Origin of the sequence: Paenibacillus pini JCM 16418 (assembly GCF_000576305.1) — a bacterium.
Taxonomy (GTDB): domain Bacteria; phylum Bacillota; class Bacilli; order Paenibacillales; family Paenibacillaceae; genus Paenibacillus_AQ; species Paenibacillus_AQ pini.
In genome coordinates, this window is record NZ_BAVZ01000002.1 from 284019 (window position 1) to 298692 (window position 14674).

Here is a 14674-nt window from a genome sequence, read left to right on the forward strand (position 1 = left end):
AGGAAAGGAGGTCATGAACATGAGTCTGTCCAAATTTAACAAAATGGTAGCAATATGGGCAGTAACATTGATCATTTGCCTAGCTTTCGCGTCTTCTGGATGTATTGGATCTATCTCTGCCGCTGAATCATCGAAAAGTGGTCCCGTTTATATAATACCGGTAGATCAGGAAATTGAAACTGGACTTCAGAAGTTTATGCAGCGGGGATTTAAAGAAGCCACCAAGATAAATGCTAGCTTAATTGTGTTGGAAGTGAATACACCAGGCGGGACGGTAAAAACAGCTGAAGAAATTGGCCAAATGATTCGTAGTAGTAAAATACCAACGGTAGCGTACATACGCGGAAACGCAGCTTCTGCAGGAAGCTATATCGCGTTAAACGCTAACAAAATTGCCATGAGTCCGGGCAGTATGATCGGTGCGGCAGCTATGGTAGATAGCACGGGTAAGCGCGTGGAAGATGCCAAGCTTGTAGCCTACTGGAAATCAGTCATGGCGAGTGCAGCTGAGTCTAGTGGGCGTAATCGACAAATCGCCGAAGGCATGGCCGATATTAATTTGGTTGTAGATATGCCAGAGATCGGTGAGAAGAAAAATAAGGGAGATATTATTGCTCTCTCTAGTGAGCAGGCCCTTAAAGTAGGATATGCTGACAAAATAGCTTCTTCACCTGAAGAAGTCATTGCATGGATGGGCTATTCGACAGATGATGTATTTCAGGTTGAGCATACCGGAGCTGAAAAACTTGCCACGATTTTGACGAATCCAATTGTGATGACGATCTTGCTATTCCTAGGTATCGCAGGGGTCGTTATTGAATTGATCGTTCCTGGATTTGGTGCACCAGGTATTATAGGTATCTCAGCATTTGTACTGTATTTCTTTGGTAACTATGTAGCAGGCTTTGCGGGTTCGGAGACCTGGTTACTATTTATTGTTGGTCTCATACTGATGATACTCGAAATGTTCATTCCTAGTATGGGCATTCTAGGTATTCTAGGTTCTATTAGTTTAGTTGCCGGTGTTGTAAGGGCAGCTTATGATACATCGCATGCGCTGCTATCATTAGGTATCGCTTTTGCAGCAGCTGTGGTTGTTATCGTTATTGTAGCTTTTGTTTTTAAAGAGCGTGGTATTTGGAATCGATTCATTTTGAGTGAATCACTCACCAAGGAACAGGGGTTCACCCCAACGGCGTCGAGAGAAATACTGCTTGGCAAAACGGGAACGAGTGTAACACCGCTACGTCCTGCAGGTACGGTTTTGATCGAAGGTGACCGAATCGATGTTGTGACCGATGGGGAGTTTATCGGTTCCAACTCAGAGGTTACTGTGGTACGAGTAGAAGGATCGCGAATTGTTGTGAAACCGTTATAAAGTCTGTTTTTGTACATGTTCTAATATTTCACTATGAATCCAATGGAGGATGAACCTATTATGGATGGAACTTCTTTGATTCCAATTTTGTTAATTGCCGTCGTTATCATTATTGTGCTGAGTGTATTTTTTAGCTTTTTCCCTGTTATGCTATGGGTTTCAGCCCTTGCTTCTGGCGTTCGGATCAGCATCATTACGCTTGTAGCGATGCGACTGCGTCGAGTTACACCTAGCCGGATTGTTAACCCGTTAATTAAAGCGACTAAAGCGGGTCTTGGATTAAATATTAATCAACTCGAGAGCCATTATCTTGCGGGTGGTAATGTTGACCGTGTAGTTAATGCTCTTATTGCTGCACAGCGTGCGGATATTCCTCTAGAATTCACTCGCGCAGCAGCCATTGACCTCGCAGGACGTGATGTGCTTCTTGCTGTACAAATGAGTGTTAACCCACGCGTGATTGAGACACCTGTCGTAGCTGCGGTAGCGAAGAATGGTATTGAGGTTAAGGTTAAGGCCAGAGTCACAGTACGAGCAAACATAGACCGCCTCGTCGGTGGTGCTGGAGAAGAGACAATCATTGCCCGTGTCGGCGAAGGTATTGTTACGACTGTAGGTTCTAGTGATTCACATAAAGATGTACTGGAGAATCCGGATTCCATTTCCCGTACGGTATTGTCCAAAGGTTTGGATGCTGGAACAGCCTTCGAAATCCTCTCCATTGATATTGCGGACGTTGATGTAGGTAAGAACATCGGTGCCTACCTTCAAACGGAACAAGCGGAAGCTGACAAACGTATTGCTCAAGCGAAGGCTGAAGAACGTCGTGCCATGGCAGTAGCGCAGGAACAAGAAATGAAAGCCCGCGTAGTAGAAATGAGAGCGCGCGTAGTTGAATCCGAATCCGCAGTGCCTCTGGCAATGGCCGAAGCACTTCGTTCAGGTAAAATTGGTGTAATGGACTATATGAATTTGAAGAACATTGAAGCGGATACTCAAATGAGAGGCTCGCTTGGTAAAATGGGTGATGGCGGAGAATATCCGACAAATGATCCCAAAAATAATAAATAGGGAATGATGCATCCATGTGGATCGTTGAAAATTTCTATTGGATCCTGATTGTTGGATTTGCGATCATCTCTGCTCTTAGTAAGAGCGGGAAGTCTAAACAAAAGAATAACCCTCGCGGGATGCCTACTTTTGGAGGGAACGGCGATAGGAAAGAACGTCGGTCCATTGAAGAGGAACGCGATGATCAGAACTCCAATCCAGACACTGGTTCAGTGTTGTATCGTAGTTCTCAGCTTGATACGTCCAGTGGCTCATCTTCCTTTGAAGAGATAGATAATCGAACCTTTGATTCTTTTCCTTCAGGAGATTATAGTACGGGTGAGGGCGTATCTCAAATGTGGGAAGATCAGGAGCCTAAACAGGAGACGCTAGAAGATCGCAAACGCATGATGCAGCGTGACATTGATAAGGTGAATGCATCTTTGGATCGGATTACATCTGTAATGGATGCTGGATCTGACACTTTGGAGGAGTCCAAGCAACACCATATATCGCCGCTTGCAGAACAAGCAAGACAAGGAATCATTTGGTCAGAAATTTTAGGTCCTCCCCGGTCTAAACGTTCATATAATCAAAGACGCAACTAAATTAGTTCCGTATATTAATAAAAAACCTCTTTGTAATGTATTGGGATTTCAAGATCCACGTACCTTCAAAGAGGTTTTTTGTGTTGTATACCCCAGCGCTTATCAAATAATCTCATATTTAAAAGGACCTGAGCATACGTTGTAAAGTACAGGAAGGGGGAAGACCTTCGTATGACCCGGATGAGTCATAGACTGCGAAAATGGACGAATGAAATGCTTGATTTGCCGCAGGATGTTGTTTTAGACCTACCTCGCATTACGATGGTGGGAAATCAAGAAATTTATATTGAGAACCATCGTGGCCTGCAGCACTTTGCTTCCGACCGTATTGTGCTTTCCCTGAGCAAAGGGTCATTAGAGATCCTTGGAGCGGAAATGGTGATTAGAGCGATTATGCCGGAAGAGGTACTGGTCGAAGGCAAGGTCTTTCACATAACTTATCATGAAATGGAGGAGAGCCTATGAAGATACCTACACTAGTAAATACACGGGGTTACGTTACGATTCTGGTTAGAGGTCAGCATGTGGAGCCTTTTATTAATGCTGTCGCAAAGGAGGGTATTCAAGTATGGGATGTAGTACCCATTCAGAGCGATCAGATTGCGATGAAAGTGCTACTTCGTGATTTCTACGCTCTCCGTCCGCTGTTGAAACGGACAGGCTGTCGTGTGCATGTGAGTAAGCGTACGGGCGTTCCATTTTATATGGCGAGGCTATATAAACGCAAATTTTTTGCAGCGGGCATCATCATGTTCTTTATTTTTCTCTTTCTCTTGTCTTCCATGGTGTGGGATGTGAAAGTGATTGGTAACAAAAAAATTGCCACTGAGGATATTTTAGAGGCTGCTAGAGCAGAAGGTATTTATCCATTCCAATGGATTTATCGACTAGATAAACCGGACAAGCTGTCACGTGATTTGAATTCCAAGCTGCCAGGAATTTCATGGGTTGGAGTGGAACGTAAAGGGACCACCATCACGGTGCAGATTGTAGAGGCAGCAGAACCACAGAAGGAACCACTTCTGAGTCAGCGCCATCTAGTAAGCCGTACGGATGCGGTAATTACCAGTATATATGCTGAACAGGGAAGGCCAGTAGTAGCTAAGAATGATCGGGTTAAAAAGGGTCAGATTCTCATCTCCGGCATGCTCGGGGACGAGGCACACTCCGAGCTAGTCGTGGCTAAGGGTGAGGTCAAAGGTCTTGTTTGGCATGAATATAATGTTGCAGTCCCGCTTGTAAAGGAACGGAAGATTTACACGGGGGAACGTAAAAATAGAAGTTATCTAGTTCTAGGAAACCGTGCTGTTCAGTTATGGGGATATGGAAAGAACCCCTATGCACAATCGGAGGTCCTTACAGAGCAAGATCCGCTTTCATGGCGTTCTATCGTTCTTCCTCTAGGCTGGATGACCGAGAAAGTGATGGAAGTTAAAATAAGTCAGGATACTATCGATGTGGAAGAAGCTAAAAAACAAGGTTTAGATGGAGCTATTCGTGATATTTTAGCTAAATACGGCAATGATTCGCAATTGATCAGTCAAAAAATTTTGCATGAGAAGAAAGAGAATGGTAAAGTTTATATGAAAGTGCTTTTAGAAGTGGAAGAGAGGATAGCTGAAGAGCTTCCTATAGTTCAAAACCAAGGAGAATGAGGCTATTTGTCAGAACATAATCACAGCATACAAATTTCACTCCAAAGTGCGGGTGAAGGACTGTCCATTTTCGGACCACAGGATACTTTTTTGAAATTAATTGAAGCTGAAATTCCCGCTAAAATTGATTCCCGGGAAGCCGAAATTACAATTCGCGGCAATGACCACGATGTTCAGGTGTTACAGCAATTGTTCGATGTGCTCCTTCAGTTGGTGCGCAAAGGTTACATCCTTACGGAGCGCGATGTATTGTATGCTATTGATTTAGCCAAAGATTTTCGGGCAGATCAGCTTTTAGATTTGTATAAGGGTGAGATTACTACCACGTTCCGGGGTAAACCCATCCGGGTTAAGACCATCGGACAGAAGCATTATGTTACTACGATTAAGAAGCGTGATATCGTATTCGGTATTGGTCCCGCAGGTACAGGTAAGACGTATCTGGCTGTGGTCCTTGCAGTTGCAGCGCTGAAAGAAGGCTCCGTTAAAAAGATTGTGCTTACTCGTCAGCCGTTGAGGCAGGGGAAAGCCTTGGCTTCTTACCTGGAGATTTGCAAGAGAAGGTTGATCCTTATTTGCGGCCATTATACGATGCCCTTTATGATGTTATGGGTCCAGATCAAACAGCCAAGTCCTTGGAGAGAGGATTAATCGAAATTGCTCCGCTCGCATATATGCGTGGAAGGACATTGGATGATTCTTTTATCATATTGGATGAGGCTCAGAATACGACCGCTGAACAAATGAAGATGTTCCTGACCCGTCTTGGATTTGGATCGAAGATGGTTATTACAGGTGATGTAACCCAGATTGACTTACCAAGAGGTAAGAAATCAGGGCTTATTGAAGCGAAATCTATACTACATGGAATTGATGAGATTGGATTTGTCTTTTTTGCGGAACAAGATGTCGTAAGGCATTCTCTAGTGCAAAAAATCATCGTTGCGTATGATCATGCAGCAGAAAAACAAGATTAGAGGGGATTATCTTTATGACTTCGAAAGAATCGTCATCTGGCAAATCTTTCTCAAGCAAAAGTATTGGCTGGAAGCATAGCGTGCCAACCCGCTATGTTCTATTTTTATTTTTGGTGCTGCTCTTCTATATAAGTCTGGCCTCTGACTTGCTTCCGGAACGCTATAATATCCAGATCGGAACGCATAGCGAGAAGGAAATTACAGCGCCAATGCAAATTCCGAACAATAAGGCTACACTCAAAGCACAAGAACAAGAAGCGGAGCGCGTACAGCCCATCTATAGTATCCTTCCGATCCGTAACGAGAATCTTGTCGTTTCTTTACTGGAGCGAATTGATCGCCTGAATCAAGATGATCAAGTATCTCGTGAGGATAAAGTGGCCATTTATCGTCAGGAAATACCTCAGAGATCTCAAGATTTTATACTTAACTATGTGAATGCTAGTCGTAGTGCGGGTAAGTACACGGACAAGCTTTTGAATGAGTTGGTTAAAGTAACGAATCAGCAGGCCTATCGGATTCCAGAAGAAACATTTATTAAAATGCCGCGGCTCTCATCAGAAGATATTATGAAGATGAAACCGGTAGCACGTGAGATTGTCTCGCGGCTCACAGGCGACCAGATTGTCGAGGCACAGACAGCCCGGGCTAAAGTTGCAGAGCTCGTTAGTACAAGCTCTCTTGATCAACGTACAGCTCGTGAAGTCGTACAGGAGCTGTCTAGACTGGCCATAACTGCCAATAAATTTTACGATGAGGATCTAACCAAGGAAGCTAGAGTACAAGCCCGTGAGAATACACAGACTGTTTATATTAAACAGGGGGATGTCCTGGTCGCCAAAGGTGAGATGATTACAAGCGAATTGTACAATCTTCTCGATGATAGCGGACTACTCAAGAATAAAGTGAATTATTGGCCTCAGGTCGGATTGTTCATGCTTTGTTGCTTGTTGTCCTTCGGACTTCTGATGTTCATTCGTCAATCGAATCCGAATAAGTTCAAATATAACAATGCACAGCTTCTTATGCTTGCCCTTATCTTTGTAATCACGATCGGCTCTATGTATGTGGCAGGCGTGCTACAAAGTAATGAACGCCCCTATATCGGGTATTTAGCTCCAGTTGCGATTGGAGCCATGTTAGTCACCTTGCTGCTTGATATGAGTCTTGCTTTTTTCTGCGCGATGATTTTTGGAGTGCTAGCAAGTGTTATCCTAAATGTTCATCAAGGGCAAATATTTGATTTTAAATTTGGGTTTTTTGCTCTCGTGGTTTCCTACGTTGGGATCTTTACTATTCATAAAGCTAGTCAGCGTTCTACCCTGTTAAAAGGTGGCATCATGGTATGTTTGTTCGGTTCTCTTGCTGTGTTTATGATGACGCTTATTAACACTGGTGGATGGAATCAAATGCAAATGCTGTATGCAATCGGATTCGCTTTTGCTGGAGGGCTACTCACAGCCATTCTGGTTATAGGGCTAATGCCTTTCTTTGAAGTCACGTTCGGCATTCTGTCTGCGCTGAAACTTGTAGAATTGTCTAATCCGAATCATCCGTTGCTGCGTAAGTTGCTTACGGAGACACCGGGAACCTATCATCATAGTGTGATGGTCGGTAACCTGTCAGAGGCTGCTGCTGAGGCGATTGGCGCTGACGGATTACTGTGCCGGGTAGGCTCTTATTATCATGATATCGGCAAGACCAAAAGACCAAGTTACTTCATTGAAAATCAGAACAATATGGAAAATCCGCATGATTCAATTGACCCTAAATTGAGCAAATCTATTATCATTGCGCACGCTAGAGATGGTGTAGAGATGCAAAAAGAGTACAAGCTTCCAAAACCGATTCGTGATATTGCTGAACAGCATCATGGAACGACTTTCCTACATTTCTTTTATCACAAAGCACTTCGTCAGGCTGAAGAATTAGGTAAGGAGCCAGACTTCACGGAAGAGGATTTTCGTTATCCTGGTCCTAAGGCGCAGTCGAAGGAATCAGCTGTTGTCGGCATTGCTGACAGCGTGGAAGCTGCGGTGCGGTCGCTACGTAAACCTACGGTCGAGCAGATCGAGTCCATGATTGAGAAAATTATTAAGAGTCGTCTGGATGATCATCAATTTAACGAATGCGATCTTACGATGAAGGAACTGGATATTGTCGGCAAAACACTACAAGAAAGCGTAATGGGGATTTTTCATTCGCGTATTGAGTATCCTGAAGAGATTAAGAAACCTGCTAGTTCGGTAGCTAGTAGCTGAAGTAGCTGAAATCCAACTTATGTTAATTCAAAGAGGGGCGTAATCAGAATGAGTCTACAACTCGTTTGGAATAATGAACAAGATGTACACAATATTAGTGATGAGTTGATTTCACAGCTGATGCAGGTACTTTATAAGGCTGGAGAAGCGGAGAACGTCACGGATGGGGAAGTTGCTCTGACCTTTGTAGACGATGCTCAAATTCACGAACTAAACCTCGAATACCGTGGTATTGATCGCCCAACGGACGTGCTTTCATTTGCTATGAATGAAACCGTTGATGAGGAACTTGACATTGTGTATGAGTTAGAAGAAGATGAAGAACTGGATGATATTCCTGATGTGCTAGGAGATATTATTATTTCCGTTAATCGCGCGCAGGCTCAGAGTGAAGAATATGGTCATTCGCTGGAACGTGAAATCGGTTTTTTATTTGTTCACGGATTTCTTCATTTGCTAGGATACGACCATCAGGATGAGGCAAGCGAAGCTGAAATGATGGGCAAGCAGGAAGCGGTGCTGGCTCAAGTGGGGTTAACGCGCTAATGGCCAGAAACTCCTTCGCATCATCCGTTGTTTATGCGGTGGAAGGAATTCGATATGCCTTCGCCACACAGATCAATATGAGAATACATGGGGTTGCTGCAATTGTAGTGATTACGGCTGCGGCGCTCCTACATGTTTCGGGACTGCGCTGGTTGTTTCTTCTACTAGCTATTACCTTGGTTATGGTTGCTGAAATGCTCAACACAGCGATTGAGGCTGCTGTTGATTTGACCTCTCCAGATCTGCACCCATTAGCCAAAGCAGCCAAGGATACCGCCGCAGGAGCTGTGCTTCTTGCTGCGGTTTTTGCTATTATCGTCGGTATTATCGTATTTTACCGTCCGGTGCTTGATTGGCTGGTATAAGGCTGTTCACTACATTACTAAACAACTTAGGAGGAATCAGGATGGATTCTGCGACATTACTACAAGAGGCAATTAAAGCTCGTACTAAGGCATATATCCCATATTCACATTTTGGAGTGGGAGCAGCTCTTCTTGATTCAGAAGGAAACGTGCATCATGGCTGTAATGTTGAGAATGCTGCTTATGGACCTACAAACTGTGCTGAGCGCACAGCGATGTTCCGTGCCATTGCAGATGGACATCAAGCGGGGAGCTTTCAAGCGATAGCCATTGTTGCCGACACAGACGGTCCTGTTTCGCCGTGTGGGGTCTGCAGGCAAGTAATGATAGAACTATGCCCTCCCGATATGAAAGTTATTCTGGGCAATATGAAGGGCAATACAAGTGAAACAACAGTTCGCGATTTGCTACCGGGTGCTTTTGGACCGTCAGATCTAGGCAACGTACGCAACTAAGCTAGTTAACAGGAGGAACATACAACTATGGCCAAGGCGTCATTTAAATCAGGATTTGTTGCTATTGTCGGTAGACCGAACGTAGGCAAATCCACATTGATGAATCAGGTAATTGGACAGAAAATTGCAATTATGTCTGATAAACCGCAGACGACAAGAAACAAAATTCACGGAGTATATACAACAACCGATTCTCAGGTTGTTTTTCTAGATACCCCGGGTATTCATAAAAGACAATCCAAACTTGGCGATTTCATGAATCAAACCGCGCTGAACACGCTAAAGGAAGTTGAAGCAGTTCTTTTCTTGGTTGATGTCGCCGAAGGACTTGGCGGTGGTGACCGATTCATTATTGAGCAACTTAAACAAGTGAAAACACCTGTGATTCTGGTGCTGAATAAAATCGATCAGATTGATCCACCAGCATTGCTGCCCATTATTGAGTCATACCGTAAGCTGCATGAATTTGCAGAGATTGTACCTGTTTCCGCAATAAACGGTAACAATGTAAATACTCTTCTTGATCAAGTGAAAAAGTATCTTCCTGAAGGGCCACAATACTATCCTGATGATCAGATCACTGACCACCCAGAACAGTTTGTCTGCGCAGAATTGATTCGTGAGAAGATCCTTCATATGACACGAGAAGAAGTTCCGCATTCCATTGCCGTAACGATTGAAGCGATGTCTGTTCAAGAGAACGGTCTTGTTAACATCTCCGCTGTCATTTTCGTTGAGCGGGATTCCCAAAAGGGAATCATTATCGGTAAACAAGGAGCGCTGCTCAAGCAGGTAGGTAAGCTCGCTCGTTATGATATCGAACGTTTACTTGGATCGAAGATTTTTCTGGAATTATGGGTAAAAGTGAAAAAAGACTGGCGCAACCAAGACCGTGTTCTTCGTGATCTAGGTTTCAACCGCGACTAGAAGTTAATTAGGTGATGCTGGCAGGAATTGCAACACATACTTCATCTGAGTTCGCACATCCTATTTTTTGAGATGCAGACGTCATTTCAGAAAGGATGAATACGAATGCGAGATTTTTCGTGGAAGTATTTTGCAATGACTGGAGATGTCGATGCTTATTTGCTGTATAAAGAAGCCGACGGTACAACTGGCGAAGAGCTGACAGCAACACCTGCAGCTGTTACGTGGAACGAGATGGAACATTATGAAGAAAACGAATGATGCTTGGCTGCTCAGGGAATGGCTGGGTGAAGAGGCGTGCTATACAGGGTTGAAGGGATCGTCATCCGCAGCATGGACTACGGTGAGGGGAACAAAATCATTACGCTTTGCACCGAAAACGCCGGTAAAGTAGGAGTACTCGTCCGTGGAGCTAAAAAAGTAAAGAGCCGGCATGCTGCTTTGACTCAATTATTTACGGTTGGCGAATATGTTTTTTTTAGAAATGGGACAGGGCTAGGTACGCTTAATTCGGGCGAGATTAACCAGTCCCACCACTTGCTAAGGGAAGAATTGTTCAAGGCTGCTTATGCATCGTATGCCTGTGAATTGCTGGATCGTGTTCTCCATGATGAAGAAACTGGTAATTTCTGGTTTCAACAACTTCATGCTTGCCTGCAGGCATTAGAAGAGGATAAAGATCCTGCAATTATTATTCACTTATATGAGATGAAGATTTTACAAGCTGCAGGGTATGGGCCTGAGCTGTACTCCTGCATCTCATGTGGCAGAGAATTAGCGGATGAGTCATTCTTTATCAGTCCTATGCTTGGTGGTATTCTGTGCAGATCGTGCAAGCATCTAGATCCACCCGCAATGAGCATTACCCCGCGTAGTTTGAAGCTGCTAAGGTTGTTCACACAACTTGATCTACGCCGCCTTGGACAAATTGATGTCAAAGACGAGACGAAGAAAGAGCTTAAGTCGATCATGAGAGCCTTTATGGACATGCAGCTAGGGCTAAACCTGAAATCCAGAAGCTTTTTGGATCAGATGGAGAAGTACGAAATGTAAATGAATGATTTGACGAATGCGCGGCAATACATTAATATATACTAAAGTTTCTTGTAAAAGGTCTGAGATGTGTTGATCGGTGTGGCGACCGGGAGCATTCATGTAATTTATATAAAAGTGGATTGTATGTTCGTCTAACGAACGTTTAATCAAGTAGGGTGGAACCGCGGGATCAACAGCTCTCGTCCCTATGTCTGTACAACAGGCATGGGGCGGGAGCTTTTTGCTGTGTTGTGCAGGCTTGATACATAAAAAAGCAAAGGAGTGGCACAGATGAATTTTCAGAAAATGATTTTGACATTGCAGCAATTTTGGGCAGATCAGAACTGCATTATCGTAAATCCCTATGATACCGAAAAGGGAGCGGGTACGATGAACCCGATGACATTTCTACGTTCCCTTGGACCGGAGCCGTGGAAAGTAGCTTATGTAGAGCCATCCCGTAGACCATCGGATGGACGTTATGGGGAGAACCCAAACCGTTTGTATCAGCATCACCAATTTCAGGTCATTATCAAACCTTCACCAGATAATATTCAGGAACTATATTTAGATAGCCTTAAAGCACTTGGGGTAGATGCGCTACATCACGACATCCGCTTTGTAGAGGATAACTGGGAAAACCCATCATTAGGTTGCGCAGGACTTGGATGGGAAGTATGGCTCGACGGCATGGAAATTACTCAATTCACATATTTCCAACAAGTCGGAGGTATTGAGACGAATCCAGTAGCTGTAGAGATTACTTACGGAATGGAACGTCTTGCTTCTTACATTCAGGAGAAAGAAAATGTATTTGATCTTGAATGGGTAAATGGCATCGCGTATGGTGACGTATTCCATCAACCTGAAGTTGAGCATTCTAAATACACATTTGAGGTTTCCGATGTGAAAATGCTTTTTACACTGTTTAACATGTACGAACAGGAAGCGAATAAAGCAATGGAGCAACACTTGGTGTTCCCTGCATATGACTATGTGCTTAAATGTTCCCATACATTTAACTTGCTTGATGCAAGAGGTGCAATCAGTGTAACCGAACGGACAGGATATATTACTCGCGTACGTAATCTAGCACGTCAGGTTGCTGCAACATATCTGGAAGAGCGTGAGAAGCTAGGCTTCCCGCTGTGTAAGAAAGGAGACGTGGAGCATGTCTAAGGATCTCTTATTTGAAATTGGACTAGAGGAAGTGCCTGCAAGGTTTCTTCGTGCTGCAATGCAGCAGCTGAAGGATCGAGTAGTCAAATGGCTGGAACAGTCGAGACTATCCCATGGTGATGTTCATGCATATGCCACTCCACGTCGTTTGGTTGTGCGTGTAGAGTCTTTAGCTGAAAAGCAGGATGATGTGGAGGAAGAAGTTAAAGGACCTTCCCGTAAAATTGCCCTCGATGAGTCAGGCGCATGGAGTAAGGCAGCTCTAGGCTTTGCTCGTGGTCAAGGTGTAGATCCAGAGCAGTTTACATTTAAAGAATTAAACGGTGTTGATTATATTTACGTAACGAAAAGCAGTGTGGGAGTAGAAACTTCTTCGCTGCTTGCTGAAGGTTTACTAAATATATTGTCATCCATGACCTTCCCTAAAAATATGCGCTGGGGCGCTTATGATTATAAATTCGTTCGGCCGATTCGTTGGCTTGTAGCTCTGTTTGGATCTGAAATCATCGAAATGGAAGTAACGGATGTTAAGGCTGGCAACGTAACACGGGGTCATCGTTTCTTGGGTACAGAAGTTGTGATCTCTGATCCTGCATCTTATGTTGAAACACTTCGTGAGCAGCATGTTATTGTTGACGTGCAAGAGCGCAAAGCGATGATTGAGCAGCAAATCCAAGCACTTGCAGATGAGAAGCAGTGGAAGATCGCTGTAAAAGAAGATCTGCTGGAAGAAGTATTGTTTCTCGTAGAAACACCAACGGTATTGTTCGGAACATTTGATCCATCGTTCTTAAATATTCCACAAGAAGTGCTGATTACGTCGATGAGAGAACATCAGCGTTACTTCCCAGTACTTGACGATCAAGGAAAGCTATTGCCTTTCTTTGTTACGGTTCGGAATGGTGATGCCACTTCGCTGGATGTTATTGCTAAAGGGAATGAGAAAGTACTCCGTGCTCGTTTATCCGATGCTAAGTTTTTCTATGATGAAGATCAGAAGCTGCAGATTAAAGATGCCTTATCTAAGCTGGAGACGATCGTATTCCATGAAGAACTTGGAACCATTGGCGATAAAGTACGTAGAATTCGTCGTATTGCAGATCAAGTGGGTCAAGCGCTGCATATTTCAGGTAATCAAGTGGAATCTGTTAGCAGAGCTGCTGATATTTGCAAATTTGATCTGGTAACTCAAATGGTGTATGAGTTCCCTGAACTGCAAGGCGTTATGGGTGAAGATTATGCCCGTAAAGCTGGAGAAAATGAGGATGTGGCTAAGGCGATATTTGAACACTACCAGCCACGCTCAGCATCAGATGATGCACCTTCGTCTATCGTAGGAGCCATTATTAGTATGGCTGATAAAATGGATACGATCGTAGGCTGCTTCTCCATTGGAATTATTCCAACAGGTTCACAAGATCCATATGCTCTACGCCGTCAGGCACAAGGCATTGTTCAAATTATGATTGCTCACCAGCTCCCGCTTACGTTATCACAGCTATTTGACATCGCACTAGATGTGCATGAAGAATTACGTGACATGAAACGTACCAAGTCTGAAATCAGTAAGGATCTGGTAGAATTCTTTGGTCTCCGTGTTAAAAAAGTTCTTTCTGAAAATGTTCGCTACGATGTCGTGGATGCGGTCATTCAAGCTGGATTTGATGATGTAGTGTCTGTTGTCGCTCGTGGAGATGCGTTGATGCAGGCTGTCAACAGCAGTACAGATGATTTTAAAACAACCGTTGAATCATTTAACCGTGTAAGCAACCTAGCGGCCAAAGCAGGCAATGCCGAGGTGAGTGAACAATTGCTACAGGAAGAAGCTGAGAAGGCTCTATATACAGCATGGAGAGCGGTACAACAGCCATATCATACAGCACTAAGTGAGAGAGAGGCTCCCAAGGCACTAGCTTTGCTCGCGCAGTTGAAAGAAGAAATTACACAATTCTTCGATGCAGTCATGGTTATGGCTGAAGACGACAATATTCGTAAGAATCGTTTGGCACTTTTAGCGTCTTTAGATCAGGATTTGAAACAATTTGCCGATTTTAATAAATTGGTGTGGTAATCTTTTGCGATTAAAGGGTATAAATATACGGAAGTGGAGTGGAAACATTGCTCCACTTCTTGGTTGCCCTTTGAAAAATAAGTTTGGCAGAAGTTGTTATTAACCTTAAAGCAGGATTTTAGTGTCTCAGGCTCGTATATATTATTACGGTATAACCATGATAACAG

Annotated in this window: 14 protein-coding genes and 1 pseudogene; all 15 read left to right on the top strand. The window is 43.8% G+C overall.

Annotated elements, in window-relative coordinates; translation table 11 throughout:
• Window positions 1–19: 19 nt before the first annotated feature.
• The 15 genes and pseudogenes from JCM16418_RS04595 to glyS all read left to right on the top strand — a co-directional run bounded on the left by JCM16418_RS04595 (window position 20) and on the right by glyS (window position 14507).
• Window positions 20–1378 (top strand): NfeD family protein, encoded by a 1359-nt coding sequence (locus tag JCM16418_RS04595; protein ID WP_081765322.1) that lies wholly within the window; start codon window positions 20–22, stop codon window positions 1376–1378.
• A 60-nt stretch (window positions 1379–1438) separates the two neighbouring features.
• Window positions 1439–2449 (top strand): flotillin-like protein FloA, encoded by a 1011-nt coding sequence (gene floA, locus JCM16418_RS04600; RefSeq protein WP_162472260.1) that lies wholly within the window; start codon window positions 1439–1441, stop codon window positions 2447–2449.
• 14 nt (window positions 2450–2463) lie between these two features.
• Window positions 2464–3036, top strand: a complete 573-nt coding sequence (locus JCM16418_RS04605; RefSeq protein WP_036646622.1) for a YqfB family membrane protein — start codon at window positions 2464–2466, stop codon at window positions 3034–3036.
• Between the two features lie 171 nt (window positions 3037–3207).
• The gene (gene yqfC / locus JCM16418_RS04610) at window positions 3208–3501 is read left to right on the top strand and encodes a sporulation protein YqfC (protein WP_036646623.1); all 294 of its coding nucleotides are present in this window, start codon (window positions 3208–3210) and stop codon (window positions 3499–3501) included.
• Window positions 3498–4691 (top strand): sporulation protein YqfD, encoded by a 1194-nt coding sequence (gene yqfD / locus JCM16418_RS04615; protein ID WP_036646624.1) that lies wholly within the window; start codon window positions 3498–3500, stop codon window positions 4689–4691. Before yqfC ends, yqfD begins: the two co-directional genes overlap by 4 nt.
• Before the next feature lie 6 nt (window positions 4692–4697).
• Window positions 4698–5668: pseudogene (locus JCM16418_RS04620) on the top strand (PhoH family protein).
• A gap of 14 nt (window positions 5669–5682) precedes the next feature.
• Entirely contained in the window at window positions 5683–7929 is a 2247-nt protein-coding gene (locus tag JCM16418_RS04625) for an HD family phosphohydrolase (RefSeq protein WP_036646626.1), read from the top strand.
• Between the two features lie 48 nt (window positions 7930–7977).
• A complete protein-coding gene (gene ybeY / locus JCM16418_RS04630) occupies window positions 7978–8475 on the top strand; it encodes an rRNA maturation RNase YbeY (protein ID WP_036646628.1) in 498 nt (165 codons plus the stop codon).
• Window positions 8475–8840 (top strand): diacylglycerol kinase family protein, encoded by a 366-nt coding sequence (locus tag JCM16418_RS04635; RefSeq protein WP_036646630.1) that lies wholly within the window; start codon window positions 8475–8477, stop codon window positions 8838–8840. Before ybeY ends, JCM16418_RS04635 begins: the two co-directional genes overlap by 1 nt.
• A gap of 41 nt (window positions 8841–8881) precedes the next feature.
• Window positions 8882–9295 (top strand): cytidine deaminase, encoded by a 414-nt coding sequence (locus JCM16418_RS04640; protein WP_036646631.1) that lies wholly within the window; start codon window positions 8882–8884, stop codon window positions 9293–9295.
• A 27-nt stretch (window positions 9296–9322) separates the two neighbouring features.
• On the top strand, window positions 9323–10222 hold the full coding sequence (era, locus tag JCM16418_RS04645; RefSeq protein ID WP_036646633.1) for a GTPase Era: 900 nt from the start codon (window positions 9323–9325) through the stop codon (window positions 10220–10222).
• A gap of 105 nt (window positions 10223–10327) precedes the next feature.
• A complete protein-coding gene (locus JCM16418_RS24175; RefSeq protein ID WP_081765323.1) occupies window positions 10328–10483 on the top strand; it encodes a YqzL family protein in 156 nt (51 codons plus the stop codon).
• A gap of 36 nt (window positions 10484–10519) precedes the next feature.
• Window positions 10520–11275 carry a DNA repair protein RecO gene (gene recO, locus JCM16418_RS04650; RefSeq protein ID WP_036646635.1) on the top strand — a complete coding sequence of 252 codons (756 nt, stop codon included), beginning with the start codon at window positions 10520–10522 and terminating at the stop codon, window positions 11273–11275.
• Between the two features lie 273 nt (window positions 11276–11548).
• Window positions 11549–12436, top strand: a complete 888-nt coding sequence (glyQ, locus tag JCM16418_RS04655) for a glycine--tRNA ligase subunit alpha (protein ID WP_036646636.1) — start codon at window positions 11549–11551, stop codon at window positions 12434–12436.
• Window positions 12429–14507, top strand: a complete 2079-nt coding sequence (gene glyS, locus JCM16418_RS04660) for a glycine--tRNA ligase subunit beta (protein ID WP_036646639.1) — start codon at window positions 12429–12431, stop codon at window positions 14505–14507. Before glyQ ends, glyS begins: the two co-directional genes overlap by 8 nt.
• The last annotated feature ends 167 nt before the right edge of the window (window positions 14508–14674 follow it).